Genomic DNA, 25278 nt, shown 5'->3' on the forward strand with positions numbered 1-25278 from the left:
GGTGCGCATGTTTCGCGCCCCGCGGAAGCCGCCCGCCCGCCGTGTCCCGCACCTAGCGGGTGATGCTGCCCTGGGACTTGATCTTGCGCGGGGTCAGGACCTCGTCGATCAGGCCGTAGGTCTTGGCCTCGGCGGCGGTCATGTACAGGTCGCGTTCGATGTCGTTGCCGACCTCTTCCGCGGTCTTGTTGCTGTGCCCTGCCAGGGTGGTCTCGAGCCAGGCACGCATGCGCATGACTTCCTCGGCCTGGATCTGCAGGTCGCTCGCGGTGCCGCGTTCGCCGCCGCCCATGGCGGGCTGGTGGATCAGCACGCGTGCGTTGGGAAGCGCCAGGCGCTTGCCCGGGGTGCCGCCGGCCAGCAGCACCGCGGCGGCGCTGGCGGCCTGGCCCAGGCAGACGGTCTGGATCTCGGGGCGGACGAACTGCATCGTGTCGTAGATGGCCGTCATCGCGGTGAACGAACCGCCTGGCGAGTTGATGTACAGGGTGATGTCGCGCTCGGGGTCCATGGACTCCAGGACGAGCAGCTGGGCCATGACGTCGTCTGCGGAGGCGTCGTCGACCTGGGCACCAAGGAAGATGATGCGGTCTTCGAACAACTTCGCGTAGGGGTCCTGGCGCTTGAACCCGTACGGGGTGCGCTCCTCGAACTGCGGAAGGATGTAGCGTGCCGAGGGCATTTCGCCGGAGGTGGCATGCGGGGTGAAATTCATCGTATCTCCTGGGAAATAAGTTAGGTCTGCCGGGGTTCCGTCGCGTTACTTTGCTGCAACCCCGCCGCCACCGGAGACGATGCCGGAGGACTGGGCGATGTGGTCGAAGAAGCCGTATTCGAGGCCTTCGGTGGCGGTGAACCACTTGTCGCGCTCGTTGTCCTTGAGGATGGTCTCAACGGTCTGGCCGGTCTGCTGAGCGGTCAGCTCGCTCATGACCTTCTTCATGTGGAGGATCAGTTCGGCCTGGATCCGGATGTCCGAGGCGGTGCCGCCGATGCCGCCGGAGGGCTGGTGCATCAGGATGCGGGCGTTCGGGGTGGCGTAGCGCTTGCCCGGGGTGCCCGAGGAGAGCAGGAACTGGCCCATGGAAGCGGCCAGGCCGGTGGCGACGGTGACGACATCGTTGGGGATGTACTGGATGGTGTCGTAGATCGCCATGCCGGCGGTGATGGATCCGCCCGGGGAGTTGATGTACAGGTAGATGTCCTTCTCCGGGTCTTCCGCGGAGAGCAGGAGCAGCTGCGAGCAAATCGCGTTGGCGTTGTCGTCTCGGACTTCCGAGCCGAGCCAAATGATCCGCTCCTTGAGGAGTCGATTGTAGATGTAGTCCTCGCGATTGGCCGGATCTACCGAAGCCATCGTGGGAGTGCGGGAGTCACTGGACATGTTCTGATACCTCTCCGTGATGCCGAGCCCCGATGTTCTGTCCGTCGGGCCACCGGCTCTTTACTTCCTTGAACATTACTGCCTTGGCCAGTGACTTTGGCGGTGCAGGGGCAGCTGTTCGCTGTCGGCGCATGGTGCGCGGGGCTGCCATCGCCATGGGCTTAAAACCGGGGTTAAATACAGGCGCGGAGCCACCTTTTGCAGGTGGCTCCGCGCCTGGGGAGTTCAATGCCGGGTCAACGGCGCCTCGCTACTTGGCGGATGCTGCCGAGGCCGAGGAGGCGGAGGAAGCCGAGGAGGCCGACGATGCGGAACCTTCTTCTTCTTCGCCTGCCGGGCGCACGAAGTCGCTCAGGTCAACGACGTTGCCGTTGGTGTCGGTGACAACAGCCAGCTCCAGGACCTTGGCAAGTGCCTTGCGGCGGCGAACTTCGCCAACCAGCATCGGGACCTGGCCGGCGCCGTCGAGCATCTGCGCGAACTGGTTCGGGTCCATGCCGTACTGGCCGGCGGTCTGGACGATGTAGTCGATCAGTTCGGACTGGGCAACGCCAATCTTCTCTGCTTCGGCGACGGCGTCGAGCACGATCTCGTTCTTGAAGGCCTTGGCGGTGTTCTCGCGAACCTCGGTGCGGTGCTCTTCGGTGTCGTGCTCTTCACCCTCGTTGTGGGCGCCCTGCTCGAAGTGCTGCTCGACCTGCTCGGTGATGACGGATTCCGGAACCGGAACCTCGACGAGCTCCATGAGCTTGTCCAGGACGAGGTCGCGGGCGGCAACGCCCTGGTCCATGACCTTGGACTCGGCAGCGTCCTTGGCGAGGGATTCGCGCAATTCGGCCATGGTGTCGAACTCGGAAGCCAGCTGCGCAAAGTCGTCGTTGGCCTCCGGGAGCTCGCGCTCCTTGACGGCGGTGACGGTGACCTTGACCTGTGCGTCGGCACCTGCGTGCTCGCCGCCTGCAAGCTTGGTGACGAAGGTGGCGTCTTCGCCTGCGGACAGGCCGGTGACGGCCTCGTCCATGCCCTCGAGCATGGTGCCGGAGCCAACCTGGTAGGACAGGCCGGTGGCCGAGTCGACTTCTTCGCCTTCGACCGAAGCGGTCAGGTCAAGGGTGATGAAGTCCTGGTCGGCGGCCGGGCGCTCGATGGACTTGAGCGTGCCGAAGCGGCCGCGCAGGTCATCCAGTGCCTTCTCGATGTCGGCTTCGCCGGCTTCGGTGGCGTCAACGGTGACTTCCAGGCCCTTGTATTCCGGCAGTTCAATGCTCGGGCGGATGTCGATCTCGACCTGGAAGGCCAGCTGGCCTTCGCCTGCAACCTCTGCGGAGGGCTGCTCGGTGATTTCGACCTCGGGGCGCGAAAGCGGAACGATCTCGTTCTCGGTGACGGCCTGCTGGTAGTAGGTGTTCATGCCTTCGTTGATGGCAGTTTCCAGGACGTAGCCACGGCCGACGCGCTGATCAATCATGCGGGCCGGGACCTTGCCGGCGCGGAAGCCGGGAACCTGGATCTGCTTGGCGATGGTCTTGTAGGCCTCAGCGATACGCGGCTTCAGTTCCTCGTAGGGAACTTCAACGGTGAGCTTGACCCGGGTGGGGGTGAGGGTTTCGACGGCGCTCTTCACAGCGGTGTACTCCTGGTGTGTGATGTTTGGTCTGAGCTGGACTTCAACCCCGCAACGGTATCCGTTGCGGGGTTGAAGGTACAGAGTCGGGGTGACAGGATTCGAACCTGCGACCTCACGCTCCCAAAGCGCGCGCTCTAGCCAAGCTGAGCTACACCCCGATAAGTGCAGAAACAGTCTATGCAAAATAAACAAGTTTCCACTAATCGGCCCGTCAACCAGAAGTTTGGATTTCGTCGACGGCGCGGAACAACCATACAAGCAATCGCGGGAAAACAAAATTCGTGCTTTCGCATGGGGAAAAGCCCCGAATTGCCGCAGTTTCCGGGGTCAGGCGACCATGAGAGGAGACGGGAAATCCCTCACGGCGCCGCCCCGCGGGGCAAAAAGGGAGCGACGTCACAATTAGGTGCAAGGGGGTGGAATTCCACTGCCCGGGGAAAGAAAAACGACCTGGTTCGCACTGAACCAGGTCGATCTTTTTGGAGGGGATGACGGGAATCGAACCCGCATCATCAGTTTGGAAGACTGAGGCTTTACCACTAAGCTACATCCCCGCATTTGCCCACCTCGTCGGTGGCAACGGATAAAACCTTAGCACCACAATTCCACACCGTGCAAATCCGGGCCCGGACTTGCACAGATCCTTGTCAATCCGTGTGTTCGGGATTCGAACGGGGACATGTCCACCGAGGGTGCTCAGCCCCGGGATCGGCTGGCGGGCTGGCAGCCCGGGCACCAATACAGCTTGCGCCCGGCGACCTCGGCCAGTGAAATTGCGGCGCTGCACCGGCGGCAGCCGCGGCCCTGCCGCTGGTAGGTGTAGTAGGCGTTGTCGGGCCAAAGAGGCCCCACCGCATCGCGGTGTTCGGCCAGGGTGGTGATGATCTTTCCCTCCCGGACCCCGTCGGCCATGATCGAGGCGATGTCGTCCCACAGCATCCCGGCCTTCCGCGCGGACAGCTCGCAACTGGGCAGGAACGGGTCGATCCGCGTGCGGAACAGCACCTCGGCGCGGTAGATGTTGCCCACCCCTGCGAGCACGCCCTGGTCCATCAGCGTGGTTCCGATCGGGGTCCTCTTGCGTGCCAGGCGCGCCACGAAGTCCTTGCAGGCAGCACGAGCCGCGGCCTGGTTGGCCTCGCCCGTGCCTCTGCCCTTGGCCAGGTTGAATTCGCCGGCGGCAGCCACCAGGGGATCGGGCCCAAGTTTGGCACGCACGGCCAGCGCCTGCACGTCGCTAAGCACCTCGCAGGCGCTGGGCCCGCGCAGGTCCGCCCAGCCGTGCTCGGACACCAGCCGGGCGCGCACCTGGCCGACAGGTTCGGGAGGGCCGGTGTAGGGGCCGGTCTCCTCGTCGGGACCCTGCTCGCTCTCCCCCACCTTGCGCGGGGCGCCGATCGAGGAGGCACCGGAGAAGTGTTCGTCGCCGCCGAAGCTCCAGGCACCATAGAGCCCCAGGTGCACCCGCAGCACCAGGTCGTTTTCGAAACCCAGGAAGAGCTGCTTGCCATGCGCCTGGGAGGAGATGAGGCGTTGGGCGTCGATCATCCGGGCCGCGGGCCCGAAGCGGCCCTGCGGGGAGGAAACGGCAAGGACTTGCCCGCCAAAGACATCGTCAAATTGGCGGGCAAGCCGGTGTACGGAGTGGCCTTCGGGCATGGTGGTGTGCCGTGGCCTGGTTAGGCCACGACCTCGCCGGTGGTTTCGTAGGTGGCGATCTTGCCGATGCGGCGGATGTGGCGCTCGACGTTGGAGAACGGCTCGGACAGGAAGGCCTCGATGATGCCCGTGGCTTCCTCCAGCGAGTGCTGGCGGCCGCCGACCGCCACGACATTGGCGTCGTTGTGCTCCCGCGCCAGGCGCGCGGTGTCGAGGTTCCAGGCCAGTGCGGCGCGGATGCCCGCGACCTTGTTGGCGGCGATCTGTTCTCCGTTGCCCGAGCCGCCCAGCACGATGCCCAGCGAGTCCAGGCCTGCGGCCCGGTCGGCAACCACGGCCAGGGCGGCGTTGATGCAGAAGGAGGGGTAGTCGTCCTCGGCATCGTATGCGGTGGGACCGTGGTCCACCATCTCGTAGCCCTTGGCGCCAAGGTGTTCGATGAGGTGGGCGCTGAGCTCGAGGCCTGCGTGGTCGGTGGCAATGTGAACGCGCATGTTTTGTGTCCTTAGACCGTGGAGGGGGAAGATGCAGGCACAAGCCTAGCGCCGGGTGCGCCAAGGCACTAAGTCGATGACCCCGCCGGGCGCCGGCCGACTGCCCCGGGGCTCGGTGGGGGGCCCCGGCACCGGGCGCACGGAGGCACGCTCGCCGGCGTCTGGATCCACCACGACGACGGGCCCGGACCCGCATTGAGGGCGAGGGCGGAGGTGCGGCCGCTAGATGAAGTGCGGCCCGCGCCCGCCCAACCGAAGCAGGCCGGAGACCATCGAGCGCGCGGTCAGGACGCTGGTGGCGGGGTTCGCGGGGTCCGGGAAATTCTCGATCGCGAACCGGTAGTTCCCGCCGCGCCCGTGCATCTCGATCACATGGCTGGTCAGCGTCGCACCCGGATCGGCAACGATGTCCACGCGGACCAGGCCCATGTCCCCGGCCGCCAGCCCCAGCGCCGCCGCGACGTTGATGTTGGAGGGAAAGAGCCGGACGGCATCGGCCACGGAACCGCCAAAGACGTGTCGGGGCACGCCCGCGGTGCCGGCCGCGGCAATCGATTCCCGCAGTTCATCCGTCAGTCCGGGGTGAAGCAGTGCAGCAGGGGGCTTGCGCGTGCCCAGGGCGATGCGCTCGATGGTTCCCGCCGAGGCGCGGATCAGGTCCAGCCCGCCGATGGCGCCGGTGGACAGGTGGCAGCGTCCGGGCCCTTCTTCCAGCAAGGTGGTGCGCAGCCGGTCATCGACGAGCGCCCCCAGGGAGGCGACGAGCAGGTCGGTGCCCGCCCCAACGATCCCGGGGCCATAGGTGCGCACCGCCGCCGGGGAGGCGCATTCGACAATGACGTCGGCCCGTTCCGTGGCAGTTTCAAGATCCAGCACCGGGACCAGGTGCCCGTCGGGCCCGGCCACGCGGGCAGCTGCGGTCCGGCCCTCTAGGGCGGCCCGGTCAAGCACCCCGAGCACCCGCACGACCTGCGCATGCGGCGCCAGCATCCGGTGGACCGCCTGGCCGATTGCGCCATATCCCAGAAGAACCACATCAATTCCCATGTCATCCATCAAACCAGTCCCGCGCCACTTGCGGCACCGTGGGGTGTTGGTGAGACAATGGGCACACTGTTCAAGGCTTGTTTCACACTCCGGTGCCGCCCCGCAATCCACACCGCCGCGGCGCCACGCCGGGTGGCAGGCCCGGAACACCAAGATTTTCGCCACCGGCAACCATCGAAAGGCGCGTTAGCGACCATGCCAGGAATGAACCTCACCCGCGAAGAGGCCCGCACCAGGGCCGCATTGATCACCGTCCACTCCTACGACGTCGAACTGGACCTGACCGGGTCCGACACGGTCTTCTCCTCGCGCACCACCGTGCGTTTCTCCGCCGCCGAGGGTGCGGAATCCTTCATCGACGCCGTCACCTCCGCCGTCCGCTCGGTGAACCTCAACGGCACCGAGCTGGACCCGGCCGAGGTCTCCGACGGCGTGCGCATCGCCCTACCGGGGCTCGCCGCGGAGAACACCCTGGTCATCGACGCCGATGCGCTCTACATGAACACCGGCGAGGGCCTGCACCGGTTCGTGGACCCGGTGGATGACGAGGTGTACCTGTACTCGCAGTTCGAGGTGCCCGATTCCCGGCGCATGTTCGCGGTCTTCGAGCAACCCGACCTGAAGGCCACCTTCGCATTCACGATCACCGCACCCGCGCACTGGGACGTCATCTCCAACGCCGCCACCCCGGCGCCGGTCGACGCCCGCGACGGAGCCAAGACGTGGGCCTTCGCGCCGACGGCGCGCATCTCCTCCTACATCACCGCGCTCATCGCCGGCCCCTACCAGTGCGTCCGCTCCGAGCTGACCAGCAGCGACGGACGGGTGATCCCGCTGGGCGTCTTCGCCCGCGCCTCGCTCATGGAGCACCTGGACGCCGAGAACATCTTCACGCTCACCCGCCAGGGCTTCGAGTTCTTCGAGAAGCAGTTCGGCACGCCGTACCCGTTTGAAAAGTACGACCAGCTCTTCGTGCCCGAGTTCAACGCCGGGGCCATGGAAAACGCCGGAGCGGTGACGTTCCTGGAGTCCTATGTCTTCCGTTCCCGGCCCACCGATGCCATGGTCGAACGCCGCGCCATCACCATCCTGCACGAACTGGCCCACATGTGGTTCGGCGACCTGGTGACCATGCGCTGGTGGAACGACCTGTGGCTCAACGAGTCCTTCGCCGAGTTCATGTCCACGCTCGCCGCCGCGCAGAACACCGAATTCACCTCCTCGTGGACAACCTTCAACATCCTGGAGAAGAACTGGGCCTACCGCCAGGACCAGCTGCCCTCCACCCACCCGATCGTCGCCGAGATCCGCGACCTCGAGGACGTCCAGGTGAACTTCGACGGGATCACCTACGCCAAGGGCGCCTCCGTGCTGCGCCAGCTGGTCGCCTGGGTCGGCCAGGAGGAATTCATGGCCGGGGTGCGCAGCTACTTCACCAAGCACGCCTGGGGCAACACCGAGCTGCCGGACTTGATGCGCGAGCTTGAGACCTCCAGCGGGCGCGACCTGTCCGAATGGTCGAAACTGTGGCTGGAAACCGCCGGCGTCAACACGCTGCGCGCGGTGATCTCCACCGACGAGTCCGGGCTGATCACCGACTTCGCGATCACCCAGACCGCCGTCGCCGAACACCCCGTGATCCGCCCGCACCGCCTGGCCGTGGGCTTCTACGACCTTGATGCCGAAGGCTCCCTGGTCCGCGTGCACCGTGAGGAACTCGACGTCGCCGGCGCATCCACCTCCGTCCCGGCGCTGGCGGGACACCGGCGGCCGGCGTTGGTGCTGGTCAACGACGACGACCTTGCCTACGCCAAGATCCGCCTCGATGAGCGGTCGCTGGCCACGGCCACCGCACACCTGAAGGACTTCGGCCAGTCCCTGCCGCGCACCCTGGTCTGGGGCGCCGCCTGGGACGCGGTCCGCGACGCCGAGACCGGCGCCCGCGCCTACCTGGAACTGGTGCTGAACAACATCGGGCACGAAACCGATTCCACCGTGATCATGGTGCTGCTGCGCCAGCTGAACACGGCCCTTGACTACTACGTCGACCGCGCCCACGCCCCGGCCGCGCGGCAGTCCGCCGCCGACAGGCTCTGGGACCTGGCGCGGGCGGCGGCGTCCGGCTCCGACGCGCAGCTGCAATTCGTCGGCGCCTTCGCCCACCTGGCGCACACCCCCGGGCAGCTCGACGCCGTCGCCGCGCTGCTCTCCGGCGAACAGGTGCTGGAGGGGCTGGCGGTGGATGCGGAGATGCGTTGGGACCTGCTCACCTCCCTGGCCGCCGGCGGCCGTGCCGATGCCGCGGCAATCGACGCCGAGCTGGAACGCGATGCCACCGCCACCGGGCAGCTCGCCGCGCACACGGCCCGGGCAGCCATGCCCACGGCCGAGGCAAAGCGCGCCGCCTGGGACGCGGTGATCGGCGGGAAGCTCTCGAACCTCGAACAGCGGGCGGCCATCACCGGCTTCAACCACGTGCACGATGCGGCCCTGATCGCCGACTACGTCGACGAGTACTTCGAGGCCGCCCGCACGGTGTGGGAGACCAAGAGCTACGAGATCGCCCAGCAGATCGTGACCGGGCTCTACCCGGCGGCACAAACCACCCCCGAAACGCTGGCCGCAACCGATGCGTTCCTGCAGCGGCTGGGCGACGAATCCCCCGCCCTGCGCCGGCTCGTCATCGAGGCCCGCGATTCGGTGGTCCGCGCGCTGGCCGCCCAGGCAGCCGACGCCTAGCACCGTCGCGGCCGCGGGAGGCGGGGGTGCCGGAGCGTCAGGTGCACCGGAACCCCCGCCCTTCGGCGAGAATGGAGCCATGAACCTGGCACTGCACAACTATCGCGTCGACATTTCCTGGACCGGCAACCGCGGCGAGGGCACCAGCTCCTATCGCGGCTATGGGCGCGACCACGTGATCCGCGCGGCTGGGCTTCCGGACCTGCCCGGCACCGCGGACCCGACCTTCCACGGGGATAAGGACAGGTGGAACCCCGAGCAGCTGCTGCTGGCGGCGCTGTCCCAGTGCCACATGCTTTCCTACCTGCACGTGGCCGTGAAGCATTCGGTGGTGGTGACCGGGTACACCGACGCTGCCGCCGGGGTGCTGCGGCTGAACCGCGACGGCAGCGGCGAGTTCCTTGAGGCGGCGCTTGCCCCGCGTGTGGAACTGCAGGACGAGTCCCAGCGCGAACTTGCCGATTCGCTGCATGCCGAAGCCAACGCGGTGTGCTTCATCGCCCGCAGCGTGAATTTCCCGGTGCACCACGCCCCCGTGGCCCCGGGCGCCTGAACCATGGACGTGGCGGCGGAGCGTGCTGCGGTCGACCTACTCACCGCGAGGCTGCTGCCCCTGGTCGTGGACGGCAAGGCGGCGGCTGCGCAGGCCTACATGAAGACCACGCAGCCCTTCCTGGGCGTGCCCCTCCCCGAGGTGCGCCGCGTGGCCCGCGAGCTGGCCAGGGATGCGGGAGCGGCAAGCGCGGCCGACCGACTGGCACTTGCCACCGGGCTCTGGTCAAACGCCACGCACCGGGAACACTGGTACGCCGCCCAGGAAGTCTGCGCCGCCGCACCCTGCCGCGGGCGCCTGGAATTCCTGCCGCTCTATGAGCGCATGGTCACCGAGGGCGCCTGGTGGGACATCGTCGACGGCTGTTCGCGGCGCTACGGCGAGCTGCTGCGCGCCCACCCGGAAACCATCGCCCCAATGATGCGCCAGTGGTCGCGGGATGCGAACCCGTGGAAGCGCCGCCAGTCGATGATCTGCCAGCTGCACCTGGGGGCCGGAACCGACACCGCCCTGCTCGACGAGGCGCTGCTGGCCAATCTGGGCGACCCCGGGTTCTTCATCCGCAAGGCCATGGGTTGGGCGCTGCGGCAATACGGCAAGACCGACCCCGGATGGGTGCGCGCCTGGGTCGCCGGGCACCGGGCCGACATGAGCCCGCTGTCGGTGCGCGAGGCACTCAGGCACCTGGGCGAGGCGACGTAGCCGGATCGGTGCCCAGGCTGCCGCGTTCTCACGCCCTGCGCGAAAGCCCGGCCGCCCGCGCCGCATCCACGGGATAATGGGCACAGAAGGGTCCCGGGCACCAGCCGGGAACTGAAAGGACATTCGTGAACGAGAAGAACCCGCAGGCAGCATCCGCACCCAAGCCGGTCCTGTTGCAGGCCGGCGAGAGCCTCGGCAAGCCCGTGGCGCAATTGCGCCCGGTGGGAGCCTCGCTGTCCAACGCGTTGCCCGAGGGCAGGCTCTCCCCCAACGACGACCACGACCCGGCCGCCTACGAGGGCACGTTCTACGCCCAGGTCGGCGGACGCGAGACCTTCCGCCGGCTCGCGGAGAAGTTCTACGAATCGGTCGGGGCGGACGCGGAATTCCGCGCCATGTACCCGGAAACCGACCTGCGCCCCGCGACCATGCGCCTGCAGCTCTTTCTGGAACAGTACTGGGGCGGGCCCACGACCTACTCCGAGCGCCGCGGCCACCCGCGCCTGCGCATGCGGCACGTGCCGTACACCATCAACTCGCACAACCGCGACGTCTGGCTGCACCACATGCGCATTGCCGTGGACTCGCTGGAGTTGCCCCCGATGCAGGCCGAGACCCTCTGGGACTACTTCGACCGCGCCGCGCATTCGCTGATGAACGCGCCGGACGAGGCGCCGGGCTGCCCCGCCTCCGCCCCGGCCCCCTAGCCCAGGATGCCGCCCTGGCGTGCCAGTACGTGCCCGCCGCCGCTGCTCAGGCGCAGCCACGGCCCGGAGGCATACAGCGTGGACCCCGCCCCCGCGCGCAGGAACCCCAGGGCATGCGCGCCAAAGGCCATGCCCAGCGGAATAGGCGTCTGCACACCCTCGACGGGCGAGGACCAGATCCTCGCACGCACGGTCTTGAGCACCGGCTTTCCGGCGTTCTCGGGCAGCGCCTGGGCCACCACGCCGATCCCGCGCATCGCCTCGGCCAGCAGCGCGTCGTCGTCAACCGTCTCGCGCTGTTCCCAGCCGCCGCGCGGCACCTGCTGGCCCGCCCACGACGCGCTGACCTCGGCGGGGGGCATCGAAAGCTCCAGCGCGGACCCGCCCATCCGGGCCAGCCTGTCGGTCAGCGCGGAGATGGCATAGACCCCGTCGGCCTTGGCCGGTTGGCCCAGGCGCACCGCGCGCATCCCCAGCACGGTGGGCACCGGATCGCCCAGGAATTCCGGATAGAGCACCGGCACATAGAGCGCCAGGGCGCTGCCGGCGGCCTGCAGCAGAACCGCGCCGTCCTCGATCGAGCGGGCGCGGGAGAAGAAGGTGGCCAGGTCCGCAACGGTTTCCTGGTCCTCGAGCACAACGGTTTCACTAGCCATGCCTTCATACTTTCATGTCTGGGACCGCGCGGCTCAATGCCGTTGCCCGCGGTGACATGCGCCGGAACACGGGTGCCGGCCGCGCCAGCGGATACGGCGAACCCACGGCGGGGGCGATAGTGTCTTAGCAGATCGATATTCCTGGCCCCAAGGAGCAGACCCGTGACCATCAACGACACCACGACGCAGAAGCTGATTGAGCTGCTGGAGCTCAGCGGGGATCCCGAGGCCCGCACCGACGAGGACATCTTCGTGGGCCACACCCCGCCCCAGGCCCGCAGCCGGGTCTTTGGCGGACAGGTGCTGGGGCAGTCGGTGATGGCCGCGTCCAAGACCATCACCGAGGACCGCCCGATCCATTCGATGCACGGATACTTCCTGCGCGCCGGAGACGCGGCCCTGCCCATCACCTTCGGCGTGCAGCGGCTGCGTGACGGCAGGTCCTTCTCCGCCCGCCGGGTCCACGCATACCAGAACGGCGTGCCGATCCTGTCGATGATCGCCTCCTTCCAGGCGCCCGCGGAGGGCCTTGACCACCAGGACACCATGCCCGAGGGGGTGCCGGACCCCGAATCGCTGCCGACCACCGCCGAGCTCATCGGCGACCTCGACCATCCGGTCGCGCAGGAATACGCGTTCAACCGGCCCTTCGACATCCGCTACATCAGCGAACCGCTGTACTTCAAGGGCCCCCAGGATCGCCGTGCCGTGAACGCGGTGTGGATGAAGACAACGGCCGCGATGCCCGAGGACGATGCCATGCACCGTGCGGCCCTCGCCTATGCAAGCGACTACACGCTGCTGGAACCGGTGCTGCGCCGCCACGGGCTGACCTGGATCACCCCCGGGATGTCGGTGGCGAGCCTGGACCATGCCATGTGGTGGCACCGCCCGTTCCGGGTGGATCAGTGGTTGCTCTATGTGCAGGAGTCCCCCAGCGCCTCCGGTGCCCGCGGCCTGGCCACCGGAAGGATCTTCAACCGCGAGGGCCAGCTCGTTGCCACCGTCGCCCAGGAGGGCATGGTGCGCGTGCCCGAGGACGGCTAGAGGACCCGGCTGCACAAAAAAGGGGCCCGTGGTGCGGATGAAACCAAATTCATCCGCACCACGGGCCCCTGTCGCAGGTGGCTGCCCCGGGATCCCCGGGCCGCCACCGGGCGACTGTTAGTCGCGGGTCAGGCGGCGGTGGGTGACGCGGTGCGGCTTGGCAGCCTCCGGGCCCATGCGCTCGACCTTGTTGGCCTCGTAGGATTCGAAGTTGCCCTCGAACCAGTACCAGTTGGCCGGGTCCTCATCGGTGCCCTCGTAGGACAGGATGTGGGTCGCAACGCGGTCCAGGAACCAGCGGTCGTGCGATACGACCACTGCGCAACCCGGGAATTCGAGCAGCGCGTTCTCCAGCGAAGAGAGGGTCTCGACGTCGAGGTCGTTGGTCGGTTCGTCAAGGAGCAGCAAGTTGCCACCCTGCTTGAGGGTCAGGGCCAGGTTCAGGCGGTTTCGCTCACCACCGGAGAGCACACCTGCCTTCTTCTGCTGGTCCGGGCCCTTGAAGCCGAACGCCGAGACGTAGGCACGCGAGGGGACTTCGACCTGGCCGACATGGATGTAGTCGAGTCCGTCGGACACGACCTCCCACAGCGACTTTTCCGGGTCGATGCCGCCACGGTTCTGGTCGACGTAGGAGATCTTGACCGAATCGCCGATCTTCAGCTCGCCGCCGTCGATCGGCTCCATACCGACGATGGTCTTGAACAGCGTGGACTTGCCCACGCCGTTGGGGCCGATAACGCCAACGATGCCGTTGCGCGGCAGCGAGAAGGACAAGTTGTCGATCAGTACGCGGTCGTCGTAGCCCTTCTTCAGGTCCTTGGCCTCGATGACCAGGGAACCCAGGCGGGGACCCGCAGGGATCTGGATTTCCTCGAAGTCCAGCTTGCGGGTGCGCTCGGCTTCCGATGCCATTTCCTCGTACCGGGCCAAACGGGCCTTCGACTTGGTCTGGCGGCCCTTGGCGTTGGAGCGAACCCATTCGAGTTCCTCGCTCAGGCGCTTGGCAAGCTTCTGGTCCTTCTTGCCCTGGACCTCGAGGCGCTCGCGCTTCTTCTCCAGGTACGTGGAGTAGTTGCCTTCGTAGGGGATCAAGCGTCCGCGGTCGACCTCGGCGATCCACTGGGCAACGTGGTCCAGGAAGTACCGGTCGTGGGTCACGGCCAGGACTGCGCCGTGGTAGGCCTGCAGGTGCTGCTCGAGCCACAACACGGACTCGGCGTCCAAGTGGTTGGTGGGCTCGTCAAGGAGCAACAGGTCCGGCTTCTGCAGCAGCAGCTTGCACAGCGCCACTCGGCGGCGCTCACCACCGGAAAGGGTGGTCACCGAGGAATCTCCCGGCGGGCACTGCAGTGCATCCATGGCCTGCTCGAGCTGGGAGTCGATGTCCCACGCGTCGGCCGTGTCGATGGCTTCCTGCAGGTGGCCCATTTCCTCGAGCAGTGCATCGAAGTCGGCACCGTCCTGTGCCATCTCTTCGGAGATCTCGTTGTACCGGGTGATCTTTTGGTAGATCTCCCCGACGCCTTCCTGGACGTTGCCCAGAACGGTCTTTTCTTCGTTCAGCGGCGGTTCCTGCAACAGGATCCCGACGCTGTATCCGGGGCTGAGACGCGCCTCGCCGTTGGAGGGCGTGTCCAGCCCTGCCATGATCTTGAGGATCGTAGACTTGCCGGCACCGTTCGGACCCACGACGCCAATTTTTGCGCCTGGGTAGAAGGACATGCTGACATCGTCGAGAATGACTTTGTCGCCAACGGCCTTGCGAGCCTTGGTCATCGTGTAAATGAATTCCGCCATGCCCTCAAGGCTAGTGCCTCGGGGAGACTTACTCCCAATTATCGCGCCCGGTTTAAGCGTATGCGGCATGTTCCTGCGCACATCGGGCGGCCACGGCCACCATGGACCGTGGCCGCGCACACATTCGCGGCCGCGTGGCGCCCGGGGAAACTAGGCCGCCTCGGTATCCGCGCCGGACTCGGAATCAGGCCAGCCGGTCACCGGGAATTCGTCACTCGATTCCGCTGGCTCCCGGGCCGGTTGGCCGTGGCGCAGGTGTTGCTCGGCGTTGTCGTCTCCCCCGGCGCGCCTGACCCTGTCAAAGCGGCTGACCCCGAACCGCAGGTCGTGGCCCAGCGCCATGGCCTCGATGTCCACGCTGAAACCCCGGGTTCCATCTTGGCGGTCATATTCACGAACCTGCATCTTGCCGTAGACCACGACGTGGTCGCCCATGTGGATGCTGGCAAGCATGTTGGTGGCCATGGCCCGGAAGCAGGAGACGGTGTACCAATTGCTGTGTACATCCGACCATTGCCCCGTCTCCGGGTCCTGCCGCCGCTCGTTGCTGACCATCCGGAACTTTGCAATTAGCGTTCCGCTGTTTCCCCCGCTGGTGCGGGGCTCGGTTCCCACCACACCGCGCAACGTTATGTGGTCCGTCATGGTGCACTCCAATGTTCGACTCTGGGCAAGTACTTCTTGCCTCGTCACCCCAGTGTGATCCCGCGCCCGGGCCACCTCGCAGCGGGGGCCCGGGGCTGTGGGCAAGCGCCGCGGGGCAAGGCAGCAGGGCACCCTTCCGCGGGCCGGCTGTGCGGGGAACTTGGGCCCCATGGCCTTCGCCGGTCCGATCGGCCACGACACACCGTCTGTGCAGCCATCACGGGCTTCGGGCATCCCCTTCCCGCCTCCGCAATCCCCCGGCCGCAGTTGGCCCCGGTCCTGACACGGGGCCGGCACATCGAAGCATTGGGACCACGGTGCGCCCCCCTATCGGTATTCCGGCCGGTGCCATAGCATGGCCAAATGCCAGACAACTATGCATCGGTCCCGTTACGTGAACTCAACAATGGCGCCTTCATGCCATCCATCGGCCTGGGCACGTGGCCGCTGGATGACATCCAGGCCGGAGCAGCAGTCGCCCACGCGTTGGATGCCGGATACCGGCTTATCGACACCGCGGAGAACTACGGCAACGAGGAAGGCATCGGAGAGGGCATCGGCTCCACGTCCGTTCCCCGCGAGGAATTGTTCATTACCTCAAAGTTCAATGTGCAGTGGCATTCGGTCCAGGGAGTGAAGGACGCCTGGGAGAACAGCTGCAAGCGGCTGGGCATGGAATACCTCGACCTATTCCTGATCCACTGGCCCAACCCGCAGGAGGGCAATTACGTCCAGGCCTGGGAGGGACTGGTCAAGCTGCTCAAGCGCGGCAGGGTCCGGGCCATCGGCACCTCCAATTTCACCGTCCCGCAACTGCAGGAATTGATCGACGCCACCGGAGTCGTTCCGGACGTCAACCAGATCCAGCACGCGCCGTTTTGGCTTGACGACGACCGTCTGGCCTTCCACGCCGAACACGGGATCCTCACCGAGGCATGGGCTCCGCTGGGGCGCGGAAAACATGACCTGCTCGACTCCGCACCGGTGCTGGCCGCGGCGGCCGCGCACAAGGTCACGCCCGCGCAGGCCGTGATTCGCTGGCAGATCGAGCGAGGGGTCGTGCCCATTCCGAAGACCTCGAGCCCCGAGCGCATGGCCGAGAACCTCGACGTCTTTACGTTCAATCTTTCCCCCGAGGAGATCCACGCCATCGATGCGCTGGACGGAACCGGCGACGAGCCGTCCGATCCCATGCGCTTCGGGCACTAGTCCACTCGCTGCGGTTCCGGGGTCCTCGGAACCGCAGTGGCCTTCGGCGTGATCAACAACGTGATGAAGAGGATTCCCGCGACAAGGACGAAGGCGTTGAGCACCCCGTAGTGTTCGCCGAGGAAGCCCAGGACCGGCGGACCGATCAGCATGGAGGAGTAGCCGAAGACGGCAACGATGCCCACGCGGCGCGGTCCGTCGGTGGGGTGGGCCGCCGCCACGCTCATGCCAACCGGGAAACCGAGCGATCCGCCCAGGCCCCAGAGCAGTGCGCCGGTAAAAACCGCCCACGGGGCAGGTGCCAAAATGAACAGCACGATGCCGCAGAGCCCAAGCACGCCCATGAACACCAGGACGCGCTTGTGCCCGATCCTGTCAATCAGCGGTCCGCCGAAGATGCGGCCGGCGGTCATGGCGGCCACGAAGGCGCCGAACACCAGGGCCCCGGAGGCCTCGCTGAATCCGTGGTCGTCGACGGAGGCAATGGTGAGCCAGTCGTTGGCGGTGCCCTCGGCGAAGGCCAGTCCTGCAACCATGATCCCGATCAGCATCAGGTGGCCGTCGCGGAACGTGCCGACCAGGCGCCGCCACCACGACTCGGCTTCCGGCGCCCTGTCGGCCTCGAGCGCCGCCGGGGGCTCGAGACCCGAAACGTTGCGTACGAAGTACAGGCCAAGGCCCATGATGAGGACACCGACGACGGCGAAGTTCCACATCACATCGATCCCCAGGCGCGCGGCACCGGCCCCCAGGACGGCGCCGATGATCGTGCCAAAACTGAAGAAGGCGTGCATCAGCGGCAGGAGCGTCTTGCCCAGTGATCGTTCCACGGCAGCACCATCGACGTTCATCATCACGTCGGTGGTGCTGAAGACAAAGCCGTAAAGAACCAGGATCGCCATCGCACCCACGGTGCTGCCCAGCACCTCGGTCACGGCGCCCAGCACGGCCAGCGCCGCACCCAGAATCAGCAGCCCCAGCATGATTCCGCGGCGGATGCCCATTCGAGCCAGGATCCCCGGCGCAAATGCCAGCCCACCGATGGAGCCGATCGCCAGGGCAAAGAGCAGGATGCCAACATCGGCGGTGGAAAGGTCGAGCTGCACCCGAACCGCCGGGAGGCGGGCAACCCAGGTGGCAAAAGCGAAGCCACACAAAAAGAAGATGCCGAAAATGGAGTTGCGCCATGCCGCGCTGTTTGGCCTTCGGTCAAGTTCAACGGGTGCAGCGGATTGGCGTGGCAATGGCATCCTTTCGGCTTCGAAACAGTGGATCAGGGCGACTCTGGCCGTTCCTGCCCGGCCAGCTCTCTTACTGTTTCATCATACGTCCGGAGTAATTCTTTTTCACGGTCCCACGCGCGTCCAAAACCCAGTATCGCCATCGGTGAAATATCAACCCGCCTCAGGTTTGGGCTATGATTCTTGTGCCCGCCTCCGTAGCTCAGTGGATAGAGCAACAGCCTTCTAATCTGTCGGTCGCGCGTTCGAATCGCGCCGGGGGCACCCAAAAGAAACGGTCTTGACCAGGTGTTTACCCGGTCAAGGCCGTTTCCCTTCGGCGCGAGGCAGCTGGTCCGGAGCACTGCCCTCATTCGCCGTCACGTGCGTGCGCGGTCCCTCAGGCGTGGTGGATCCCGCCGATACGATGGGCTCCATCCCAGACCATCACCCGGGGCCCGGAATCCGGCGGGAGGTCGGCGACCGCCAGGTAGCGTGCGCGGACCCGGGCCTCGACGTGCAGGTCCTCGGGCAGGGACTCCACCGTCAGCGGTTCCGGCCAATCCGGGACCGTCAGCTGGCGGCCGTCAAACGGGCCGCCACGCAACACCACCAGAACGGTAGTCATCGTCGGGACGTCGTTCCCGGGACTCCGGCTACGACGCCGGGACGAGACAGCATTGGCACCCCGGGGGTCGCTGCGTCATCGGCAGTGGCGGCTTCGCGGGATTTCATGTTCTTGTCCTCGATCGCTGATTGTCCGCCGACGCAAGAAGTTGCCGCGTTCTCCCCAGCTTCACGCAGCCGGCCGAAATCCGCAAGAGCCGGATTCGTCGCCTAGATCGGGAGCCGTCCGCCGGACTTGAGGTTTTTCATGACTATCGTGCTCGTGAGTTTTTCCACCCCGGGCAGCGCCACCAGCACGTCGTCGTAGAAACGCTGATATGCCGGCAGGTCGGCGGCCATGACCCGCAACAGGAAGTCCGGTTCCCCGAAGAGCCGCTGCGCGTCGATGATCTGGCCGATCTGGCCGACCTCGCGCTCGAAGTCCTTCATGGTCAACCGGTCCCGGAGGGTGACAAACACCAGCGCCTCGAAGGCGAGGTCCACCTTCGCAGGATCGACGTCCGCACGGTAGCCACGAATCACACCGCGGTTTTCCAGTTCACGCAACCTCCGATGGCAGGGCGCCAAGGTGAGACCGACGTCCTCCGCCAGGGCGGTTGCGGTCATGCGTCCATCGTCCTGCAGGCGTCGCAGGATAGCGCGGTCGATTCCGTCCATGCGGCGGCTCCCCTCGTGTGTTTTCCCGGTGATTTCAAATCTGCGCGCTAGATTCTTGCGCACAATTAAACATATCAGGAGATTTCTTCTTAGTTGACGGAAATCGGAGCGAGAACCGGCAAGCACATTTCGTCTATTTCTTCCTAAGCTTGCGGGTAGATTCCCGGCAGGAAAGAGATTCGGTCATGGACCTTCAAGTCATCTACGGCTTCATCGCGGTGTCATTTGCCCTGGCCATGACGCCGGGTGCCGATTGGGCGTACGCCATTTCCGCGGGACTCGGCCGGCACCGGGTGTCCTCGGCGGTGGCGGGACTGTGCAGCGGGTACATCTTTCACACCCTGCTCATTGTCGGCGGAATGGCGGCCCTGATTGCCGGGATGCCGCAACTGCTTTCCTGGCTCACGCTCATCGGCGCCGCCTACCTTCTCTGGCTGGGAATCGGCACCGCCCGCTCCTGGCGCGGCGCGGGCTTCAGCGCCGAGGAGGGCACCGAACCGGAGCCGTATGGCAGCGGCATGGACCCGACGGAACCGGGCACGGCCGGCGGCGGGGCCGACACGCTCCGGCGAACGACCACCATGGTGGCAACCACCGCCGAGGCCAGGGAGCGCTTCCTCGGCCCCGCCTTCTTCCGCGGGCTGGGAACCAGCGGCACGAACCCCAAGGCCCTGCTGCTTTACCTGGCCCTTATCCCCCAATTCATCCACGCGGACGCAGCGTTGCCGGTCCCGGTGCAAACGGCGATCCTCGGCACCAGCCACATGGTGCTCTCGCTGTTCATCTACACGGGCGTGACCCTGGGCGCCCGGGCGCTGCTGCGCCAGCGCCCCACCGCGGCACGTTTCATCACCCTGGCAAGCGGCCTGATCATGATTGCGCTGGGCCTGCTGCTGCTCATCGAACAAGCCCCGACCCTGCTGGGCTCGATCCAGATGCTGGCGGCAATGCTTGGCCACTGACGCTTGGCCACCGACCGGATGCGGTGGGCACCGTTGACGTCGAACGATCGACGCAGCCGGGCCACGGGCCAAGCGGGCCGCCGGTCGGAGCTGCTCCGGCCGACGGCCCGCTTCTAGCCCGCCTCCGGCGGTGGCGTGTTACTTGCCGGGGACCACGAGCTTCGGGGCACCGGCACGCGCCGCCTCGAAGCGGGCCGAGACATCCGCCCAGTTCACGATGTTCCAGAACGCCTTCACGTAGTCGGCCTTCACATTCACGTAATCCAGGTAGAACGCGTGCTCCCACATGTCCAGCATCAACAACGGCGTCGTCGCCACCGGCACATTGCCCTGCTGGTCATACAGCTGCTCAATGACCAGCTGGGATCCCAGGCCCTCAAAGCCCAGCAACGCCCAACCCGAACCCTGCAGGCTCATCGCCGCCGCCGTGAAGTGCGCCCGGAACGCGTCAAACGAGCCAAAGGCATCGTCGATCGCCGCGGCCAACTCGCCCTCGGGCTTGTCCCCGCCCTCCGGGGACAGGTTGTTCCAGAAAATCGAGTGGTTCGTGTGACCGCCCAGGTGGAACGCCAGGTCCTTGGACAACTTCGGCACATTCCCGAACTCGCCCTTCTCGCGGGCCTCGGCCAGCTGCTCCAACGCCGCATTCGCCCCCGCGACATACGCCGCATGGTGCTTCGAGTGGTGCAGCTCCATGATCCGCGCCGAAATGCTCGGCTCCAGGGCCGCGTAATCGTACTGCAGCTCGGGCAAGGTATAAATAGCCAAAATGACTCCTCAACTCATGTTTCGTGGACACCCGGCCGCGGGATTTCCCGGGGGCCGGTCAAGCGGTGAGGCGGGTGTGCTCACCGATGCTGTGGTAGCCGCGCCGGTGGTAAACCAACGGTGCGGCGGTGGACTGGCCGGAAATGACGTCGAGCACCGAGGCAACGACCACCGTGGCCGGCCCGGCGGCAACGCGCGACTCGATGGAACAGCGCATCGCCACACCCACGCCGTGGATCAGCGGCTCCCCGGTGGCCAGCTTCTCCCATCCCGGCAGCTTGGCAAAGCGCTCCTCGCCGGGGCCGGCGAACAGAGCGGCCACATCGGCGTTCCGGGCCGTCAAAAGGTGGACGAGGATGTGCTCGGCGTCCAGGATGGCCTCGGCGGCGCCGGAGCGCCGCGCAATGTTGAACGCCAGGTATGCGGGATCGGCCGAAACCGAAATCAGCGACGAGGCGGTGATTCCGACCGGTCCGCGGGATCCGGCCGCCGTCACCACTGCGACTCCAGCGGGATGGTTGCCAAAGGCGAGGCGAAACTGGTCCGCGATCGTGGCGGCCGGAAGGTGGGTTTGCACGGCGGGTCGAGGTTCCTCTCTTCGGGGCGTCCACCGGGTGTGGCGGGTTGGCCCGTTACTCCACCACGCTAGAACCTCAACCTTGGTTGAGGTCAAATTGCGTTTCCTCCCGGAACAAGCTGGCGCCGCCCCGGCCGTCGGCGAGCCGGTCGTTGGGATTTACGAATCCGCATTCGGCCAGCGAGAGGCAGCCGCAGCCAATGCAGCCACCCAGCCCGTCGCGCAACGACTGAAGCTGGTGGATCCGCTCCTGGAGGTCCTCGCGCCAGGCCGCCGAGACCGCCTGCCAGTCCTCCTTGCGCGGCGTCCCGTCGGCGGGCAGCCCGGCAAAGAGCTCGGCGATAGAACGCAGCGGAATGCCGGCCCGCTGGGCGGCCCGGATCACGGCCACGCGGCGCAGCACGCTGCGGTCGAAGCGCCGCTGGTTGCCGGTGGTCCGCCACGAGGAGATCAATCCCTCGCGCTCGTAGTAGTGCAGCGCCGAGACCGCGACGCCCGCCCTTTCGGCCAGCTGCCCCACGGACAAATCCAGCGAGGTTCCATCACCCGTATCCATGACTCCATTCTCCCCCGCGGCATCGCGTCCCGCCCGCAGAGGCTCGCGACCCGCGACCGTTCACGGTGCCGCCGTTGACTTTTGTGACGAATCCGCCGGACGTCGATCACCACATTTGAACGGTGTTCAAGTATTCTGTTTGCAGGACCCGCACGCGGCGCAGCGACACCACACACCCGCACACCGCCCCTGAACGCTTAGGAATCCCCCACCGCCATGACCACTCCCGGCCAGCACCTCTACGTACAGTCCCCCGCCCGCATTGGCGCCCGCGACCTCGCACTCGTGTCGGTCTTCGCCGCCCTCATCGCCGTGCTGACCCTGGTTCCGGCCGTGCCGGTGGGTGCCCTGGGCGTTCCGATCACCCTGCAGACCATGGGCGTGGCGCTCACCGCGCTGATCCTGGGCTCGCTGCGCGGCGGCTCGGCCACCGCGCTGTATGTGCTGGTGGGACTGGCCGGCGTGCCGATCTTTGCCAAGTTCTCCGGCGGGCTCGGCGCGCTCGCGGCGCCCAGCGCCGGCTACCTGCTCGCCTTCCCGCTGGCGGCCCTGGTGACCGGCGCGCTGGCCACGCTGGTGCTGCGCAAGGCGACACGGCGCCGCTTCCCCTGGCTGTTCCTGGCGGCCATGGGCGGCTCGATCCTGGTGATCCACCCGCTGGGCATCCTGGGCATGAGCCTGAACGCACAGATCCCGCTGGAAAAGGCCTTCATCCTCGACATGGCGTACTGGCCCGGCGACGTGGTCAAGAACCTGCTTGCCGCCGCCATCGCCGTCAGCGTCTTCAAGGCCTTCCCGGCCTTCGCCCGCCGCCGCTTCCGGGCCTAGCTTCCGCCGACAGCGGCACAATTCCATCCACGACGGCAGCAGGGAATACGGTTAAGCGTGATCCGTTTCAACAACGCGGGAGTCTTCGTCCCCGCCGACGACCAAGCACAGGAGCCGCGCACCATCCTGGCCCCGTGCACCCTCGAGCTCACCGAGTCGCGGATTGCCGTGATCGGTGCCAACGGCTCGGGCAAGTCCACGCTGCTGCGCCTGCTCAACGGGCTGGTCTCCCCCTCGACCGGGACCGTCACCGTCCATGGCTTTGACACCGTGCGGCAGGCCAAGGCCGTGCGGCAGCGCGTGGGTTTCCTCTTCACCGATCCGCTCTCGCAACTGGTGATGCCCATCGTCGCCGAGGACGTCGAGCTCTCGCTCAAGGCCAGCCACCGAAACCGGGCTGCGCGCAGCGCCGCCGCCCAACAGGCGCTCGCCTCGCTGGGCCTGGGACACCTGGCCCGGCGCAGCATCTACGACCTCTCCGGCGGCGAGCGGCAGCTGGTGGCGCTGTGCAGCGTGCTGGCGGCGGGCCAGGACATCCTGGTCGCCGACGAACCGACCACGCTGCTGGACTTGGCCAACAACGAACTGCTGCAGGCCACCCTGGGCACGCTGGAGCAGCAGGTCATCTACGCGACCCACGACCTGGACTTCGCAGCGGCGGCCGACCGCGCACTGCTGGTCGCCGGAGGCCGGGTGGTCTTCGACGGTGCAGCACCGGAGGCCGTGGACACATACCGCCGACTGGTCCGCAACGGGAGCCTGGCCTCGTGAGCGCCTCCCACCAGATGCTGCTGGGACACTACCTGCCCGGCACCAGCCCCGTGCACCGCGCCCCGCTGCTGGCCAAGTACCTGGTGGTCGTGCTGGTGGGCACCGCGGTGCTCGCCTTTCGCGTCCCCGCCGTCGGGCTGGGCACGCTGGCGCTGGGCGTGGGGCTCTTTGCCCTGGCAGGTCCCCGGGTGCTGCGTGCCTGGGCCGCGCCGCTGCGCCAACTCTGGTGGATCTTTGCGATCCTGGGCATCTACCAATCGATCCTGAACACCCCGCTCTTCGCCCTCACCCTGGTCAGCGGCATGCTCGCGGTCATCCAGTGCGGGCGTCTGGTCCTGCTGACCACGACCCAGGCCGCCCTGCTCGACGGACTGGAGCGCGCGGCGGCCCCGGTGCGCCTGGTGGGAGGGAGTCCCGCCACCATCGCGCTGGCCGTGGCCCTGATGCTGCGCAGCATCCCGGCGATCGCGACCTCGGTGCAGGAGCTCTCCGATGCGGCCAGGGCCCGAGGCATCGGACGCAATCCGGCGACCCTTGCCGCGCCGGTGGTCATCAACACCGTGGCCTACGCCCAGCGCACCGCCGATGCGCTGGCCGCCCGCGGCATCATGGAGCGCAACTAACCGGAGCCGTGCACCCCGCGCGAGCTGCCCATCGGCCTAATTACGCCATTCGCAGCCGGTCGCCGTGGCGGGCTGCCTCCACCACGCCGCGCACGAAGTCATCCAATGATGTCGGAACCACCCCGTAGCGACGGGCCAAGGCAGCGGTGTCCAGCTCTGAATCATAGGTCTCCAGCGCTGCCAGCATTCCGGCGAGCATCTCGGGCATTTCGTCCACGGGCAGCCCCGGCGCAATAAAGCGGACCGGGACCGCCCGGCCCATGTGCCGTTCGAAGGCCGCAAGCACATCAAGCCACGACACGGCCTCGGGTCCGCCGAGCCGCAGCGCCCGGCCCATGGCGTCGTCCCGGCCATATGCCGCAAGCGCATAGTCTGCGACATCGGACATCGCCACCATCGAGTGCCTGCGCCGGCCCTCGCCGATGAGCGTGACGGTGTCCCCTGCCAACGCCGGGGCACCCACGACGGCCATCGGCAGCAGGTCCATGTAGAAGTCCGGCTGCAGCGCCGTGAAGTCCAGCCCGCTCTCCCTCAGGCGCTGCTCGGTCTCGCCCTTGGCCCGCAACAGGGGCATCGGGCTCTGTGGATCCGCGCCGAGCGCGGAGATGAAGACGAAGCGCTGCACTCCGGCACCGCCAGCCGCATCGATGAGGTTCGCGTTGCCGCGGCGATCGACGGAGTCGATGGTGTCCGGCCCGCCGCGTGACATCGAGTTCGCGGTGGTGATGACACCCTGCACCGATTCGCATGCCGCCCGCAGCGATGCAGGGTCCGACAGGTCGCCGGGAACGGCCTGCGCGCCGGCCCGAACAAGGGCACGGGCCGGCGGCGCGTCAGGGTCGCGCACCAGCACGCGCACGTCTTCGCCGCGAAGCAGGAGCCGTCGGGCGATGAGGCCGCCGAGTTGGCCGGTGGCTCCGATGACGAGAATCATGGCAAGTCCTTTTCCGGTGCCGCCGCGGCACCCGCTATCAGTTCGATGGCGGCATCGACATCACCGCCGGCTTCATCCACCGGTTCCAGATAGAGTCGCACGCAATCCAGCAACCCGTCGGCAGCGGTGAAGATCATGACGCCGCGCATCAGCTGCCGCGCACCGTCGACCCTGGTGCCGCGCAGCTCCCATTCGGTCCAGGCCGTTCCGCCGTCGATGGCTTGGCGCAGGACCCGCGCGCCGAGGTCGGGGATCCCGGCGAACATCCGCCCCCAATTGCTTCTGACCTGCGAGGACCCGGTGAAGCCGCGGGCGGGGTGGGCGGGCGTCTCGTTGCGGTAGCCGGGGGCGAAGCAGGCAACGAGCGCGTCGAGATCGTGTGCATTGACGGCGTCCACCAGGCGTCCCAGCAATGCCGCCAGGTCGCGCGTCGCCGGGTCGTCCATGACAGCTCCTATTTGATACAGTACGGTGTAACCAATACGA

Annotated in this window: 27 protein-coding genes and 3 tRNA genes; 11 read left to right on the forward strand and 19 right to left on the reverse strand. The window is 66.9% G+C overall.

Going from position 1 to position 25278, the window contains the following annotated elements; translation table 11 throughout:
• Nucleotides 1–52: 52 nt before the first annotated feature.
• The 8 genes from AC6CHY_RS06895 to AC6CHY_RS06930 all read right to left on the reverse strand — a co-directional run bounded on the left by AC6CHY_RS06895 (nt 53) and on the right by AC6CHY_RS06930 (nt 6211).
• The gene (locus AC6CHY_RS06895) at nt 53–715 is read right to left on the reverse strand and encodes an ATP-dependent Clp protease proteolytic subunit (protein WP_217387790.1); all 663 of its coding nucleotides are present in this window, start codon (nt 713–715) and stop codon (nt 53–55) included.
• Nucleotides 716–760: 45 nt separating this feature from the next.
• Entirely contained in the window at nt 761–1357 is a 597-nt protein-coding gene (locus AC6CHY_RS06900; protein ID WP_217388261.1) for an ATP-dependent Clp protease proteolytic subunit, read from the reverse strand.
• A gap of 277 nt (nt 1358–1634) precedes the next feature.
• Nucleotides 1635–3008 (reverse strand): trigger factor, encoded by a 1374-nt coding sequence (gene tig / locus AC6CHY_RS06905; protein ID WP_498226255.1) that lies wholly within the window; start codon nt 3006–3008, stop codon nt 1635–1637.
• Between the two features lie 86 nt (nt 3009–3094).
• Nucleotides 3095–3169 (reverse strand) — tRNA-Pro (locus tag AC6CHY_RS06910).
• A 322-nt stretch (nt 3170–3491) separates the two neighbouring features.
• Nucleotides 3492–3565: transfer RNA gene (locus AC6CHY_RS06915), tRNA-Gly, on the reverse strand.
• Between the two features lie 142 nt (nt 3566–3707).
• Entirely contained in the window at nt 3708–4670 is a 963-nt protein-coding gene (locus AC6CHY_RS06920; protein ID WP_498226256.1) for an Fpg/Nei family DNA glycosylase, read from the reverse strand.
• A gap of 20 nt (nt 4671–4690) precedes the next feature.
• Nucleotides 4691–5164, reverse strand: a complete 474-nt coding sequence (locus AC6CHY_RS06925) for a ribose-5-phosphate isomerase (RefSeq protein WP_217387787.1) — start codon at nt 5162–5164, stop codon at nt 4691–4693.
• A 222-nt stretch (nt 5165–5386) separates the two neighbouring features.
• Complete coding sequence (locus AC6CHY_RS06930) at nt 5387–6211, reverse strand: aspartate dehydrogenase domain-containing protein (protein ID WP_498226258.1); 825 nt, start codon at nt 6209–6211, stop codon at nt 5387–5389.
• Between the two features lie 195 nt (nt 6212–6406).
• Here AC6CHY_RS06930 and pepN point away from each other — a divergent pair, with 195 nt between their 5' ends.
• The 4 genes from pepN (at nt 6407) to AC6CHY_RS06950 (ending at nt 10912) form a co-directional block, all read left to right on the forward strand.
• A complete protein-coding gene (gene pepN, locus AC6CHY_RS06935; protein ID WP_217387785.1) occupies nt 6407–8950 on the forward strand; it encodes an aminopeptidase N in 2544 nt (847 codons plus the stop codon).
• A gap of 79 nt (nt 8951–9029) precedes the next feature.
• Nucleotides 9030–9503 carry an OsmC family protein gene (locus AC6CHY_RS06940; protein ID WP_498226259.1) on the forward strand — a complete coding sequence of 158 codons (474 nt, stop codon included), beginning with the start codon at nt 9030–9032 and terminating at the stop codon, nt 9501–9503.
• Nucleotides 9504–9506: 3 nt separating this feature from the next.
• Nucleotides 9507–10205 carry a DNA alkylation repair protein gene (locus tag AC6CHY_RS06945; RefSeq protein WP_217387783.1) on the forward strand — a complete coding sequence of 233 codons (699 nt, stop codon included), beginning with the start codon at nt 9507–9509 and terminating at the stop codon, nt 10203–10205.
• Between the two features lie 125 nt (nt 10206–10330).
• Nucleotides 10331–10912, forward strand: a complete 582-nt coding sequence (locus tag AC6CHY_RS06950; RefSeq protein WP_336245029.1) for a globin — start codon at nt 10331–10333, stop codon at nt 10910–10912.
• Here AC6CHY_RS06950 and AC6CHY_RS06955 read toward each other — a convergent pair.
• Nucleotides 10909–11568, reverse strand: a complete 660-nt coding sequence (locus AC6CHY_RS06955) for a DUF8185 domain-containing protein (protein ID WP_217387782.1) — start codon at nt 11566–11568, stop codon at nt 10909–10911. The genes AC6CHY_RS06950 and AC6CHY_RS06955 overlap by 4 nt on opposite strands.
• 162 nt (nt 11569–11730) lie before the next feature.
• On the opposite strand from AC6CHY_RS06955, the gene AC6CHY_RS06960 reads away from it, so the two are divergent.
• Nucleotides 11731–12615, forward strand: a complete 885-nt coding sequence (locus tag AC6CHY_RS06960; protein WP_217387781.1) for an acyl-CoA thioesterase — start codon at nt 11731–11733, stop codon at nt 12613–12615.
• A gap of 117 nt (nt 12616–12732) precedes the next feature.
• Here AC6CHY_RS06960 and ettA read toward each other — a convergent pair whose 3' ends face one another.
• Entirely contained in the window at nt 12733–14415 is a 1683-nt protein-coding gene (ettA, locus tag AC6CHY_RS06965) for an energy-dependent translational throttle protein EttA (protein ID WP_217387780.1), read from the reverse strand.
• A 150-nt stretch (nt 14416–14565) separates the two neighbouring features.
• Nucleotides 14566–15060, reverse strand: a complete 495-nt coding sequence (locus AC6CHY_RS06970) for a single-stranded DNA-binding protein (RefSeq protein WP_217387779.1) — start codon at nt 15058–15060, stop codon at nt 14566–14568.
• Between the two features lie 363 nt (nt 15061–15423).
• Here AC6CHY_RS06970 and AC6CHY_RS06975 point away from each other — a divergent pair, with 363 nt between their 5' ends.
• On the forward strand, nt 15424–16269 hold the full coding sequence (locus AC6CHY_RS06975) for an aldo/keto reductase (RefSeq protein WP_217387778.1): 846 nt from the start codon (nt 15424–15426) through the stop codon (nt 16267–16269).
• Here the strand turns inward: AC6CHY_RS06975 and AC6CHY_RS06980 are convergent.
• Nucleotides 16266–17513, reverse strand: coding sequence for an MFS transporter (locus tag AC6CHY_RS06980; protein ID WP_217387777.1), 1248 nt, complete (start codon nt 17511–17513; stop codon nt 16266–16268). The genes AC6CHY_RS06975 and AC6CHY_RS06980 overlap by 4 nt on opposite strands.
• Nucleotides 17514–17701: 188 nt before the next feature.
• On the opposite strand from AC6CHY_RS06980, the gene AC6CHY_RS06985 reads away from it, so the two are divergent.
• Nucleotides 17702–17774 (forward strand) — tRNA-Arg (locus AC6CHY_RS06985).
• Between the two features lie 115 nt (nt 17775–17889).
• Here AC6CHY_RS06985 and AC6CHY_RS06990 read toward each other — a convergent pair.
• Both AC6CHY_RS06990 and AC6CHY_RS06995 read right to left on the reverse strand, forming a co-directional pair.
• A complete protein-coding gene (locus tag AC6CHY_RS06990; protein WP_217387776.1) occupies nt 17890–18117 on the reverse strand; it encodes a hypothetical protein in 228 nt (75 codons plus the stop codon).
• A gap of 209 nt (nt 18118–18326) precedes the next feature.
• Nucleotides 18327–18773 (reverse strand): Lrp/AsnC family transcriptional regulator, encoded by a 447-nt coding sequence (locus AC6CHY_RS06995; protein ID WP_217387775.1) that lies wholly within the window; start codon nt 18771–18773, stop codon nt 18327–18329.
• Between the two features lie 185 nt (nt 18774–18958).
• Here AC6CHY_RS06995 and AC6CHY_RS07000 point away from each other — a divergent pair, with 185 nt between their 5' ends.
• Complete coding sequence (locus AC6CHY_RS07000; protein WP_217387774.1) at nt 18959–19735, forward strand: LysE family translocator; 777 nt, start codon at nt 18959–18961, stop codon at nt 19733–19735.
• 138 nt (nt 19736–19873) lie between these two features.
• Here the strand turns inward: AC6CHY_RS07000 and AC6CHY_RS07005 are convergent, their stop codons facing one another.
• The 3 genes from AC6CHY_RS07005 to soxR all read right to left on the reverse strand — a co-directional run bounded on the left by AC6CHY_RS07005 (nt 19874) and on the right by soxR (nt 21636).
• Nucleotides 19874–20503, reverse strand: a complete 630-nt coding sequence (locus AC6CHY_RS07005; RefSeq protein ID WP_217387745.1) for a superoxide dismutase — start codon at nt 20501–20503, stop codon at nt 19874–19876.
• Between the two features lie 58 nt (nt 20504–20561).
• Nucleotides 20562–21080 carry a flavin reductase family protein gene (locus AC6CHY_RS07010; RefSeq protein ID WP_217387772.1) on the reverse strand — a complete coding sequence of 173 codons (519 nt, stop codon included), beginning with the start codon at nt 21078–21080 and terminating at the stop codon, nt 20562–20564.
• Between the two features lie 76 nt (nt 21081–21156).
• Complete coding sequence (soxR, locus tag AC6CHY_RS07015; protein WP_217387771.1) at nt 21157–21636, reverse strand: redox-sensitive transcriptional activator SoxR; 480 nt, start codon at nt 21634–21636, stop codon at nt 21157–21159.
• Nucleotides 21637–21852: 216 nt separating this feature from the next.
• On the opposite strand from soxR, the gene AC6CHY_RS07020 reads away from it, so the two are divergent.
• The 3 genes from AC6CHY_RS07020 to AC6CHY_RS07030 are packed head-to-tail and all read left to right on the forward strand — an operon-like array spanning nt 21853 to nt 23858.
• Complete coding sequence (locus tag AC6CHY_RS07020; protein WP_217387770.1) at nt 21853–22464, forward strand: biotin transporter BioY; 612 nt, start codon at nt 21853–21855, stop codon at nt 22462–22464.
• Nucleotides 22465–22521: 57 nt separating this feature from the next.
• A complete protein-coding gene (locus AC6CHY_RS07025; RefSeq protein ID WP_217387769.1) occupies nt 22522–23235 on the forward strand; it encodes an energy-coupling factor ABC transporter ATP-binding protein in 714 nt (237 codons plus the stop codon).
• Nucleotides 23232–23858, forward strand: coding sequence for an energy-coupling factor transporter transmembrane component T family protein (locus tag AC6CHY_RS07030; RefSeq protein ID WP_217387768.1), 627 nt, complete (start codon nt 23232–23234; stop codon nt 23856–23858). Before AC6CHY_RS07025 ends, AC6CHY_RS07030 begins: the two co-directional genes overlap by 4 nt.
• Nucleotides 23859–23898: 40 nt before the next feature.
• Here the strand turns inward: AC6CHY_RS07030 and AC6CHY_RS07035 are convergent, their stop codons facing one another.
• Nucleotides 23899–24792: an SDR family oxidoreductase gene (locus AC6CHY_RS07035; RefSeq protein WP_498226263.1), complete on the reverse strand. Its 894-nt coding sequence runs from the start codon at nt 24790–24792 to the stop codon at nt 23899–23901.
• Nucleotides 24789–25238 (reverse strand): nuclear transport factor 2 family protein, encoded by a 450-nt coding sequence (locus tag AC6CHY_RS07040; RefSeq protein WP_498226265.1) that lies wholly within the window; start codon nt 25236–25238, stop codon nt 24789–24791. The genes AC6CHY_RS07035 and AC6CHY_RS07040 overlap by 4 nt, the downstream gene beginning before the upstream one ends.
• Nucleotides 25239–25278: the final 40 nt, after the last annotated feature.

The sequence above is a fragment of the Paeniglutamicibacter sp. GQ140 genome (genome assembly GCF_059759235.1).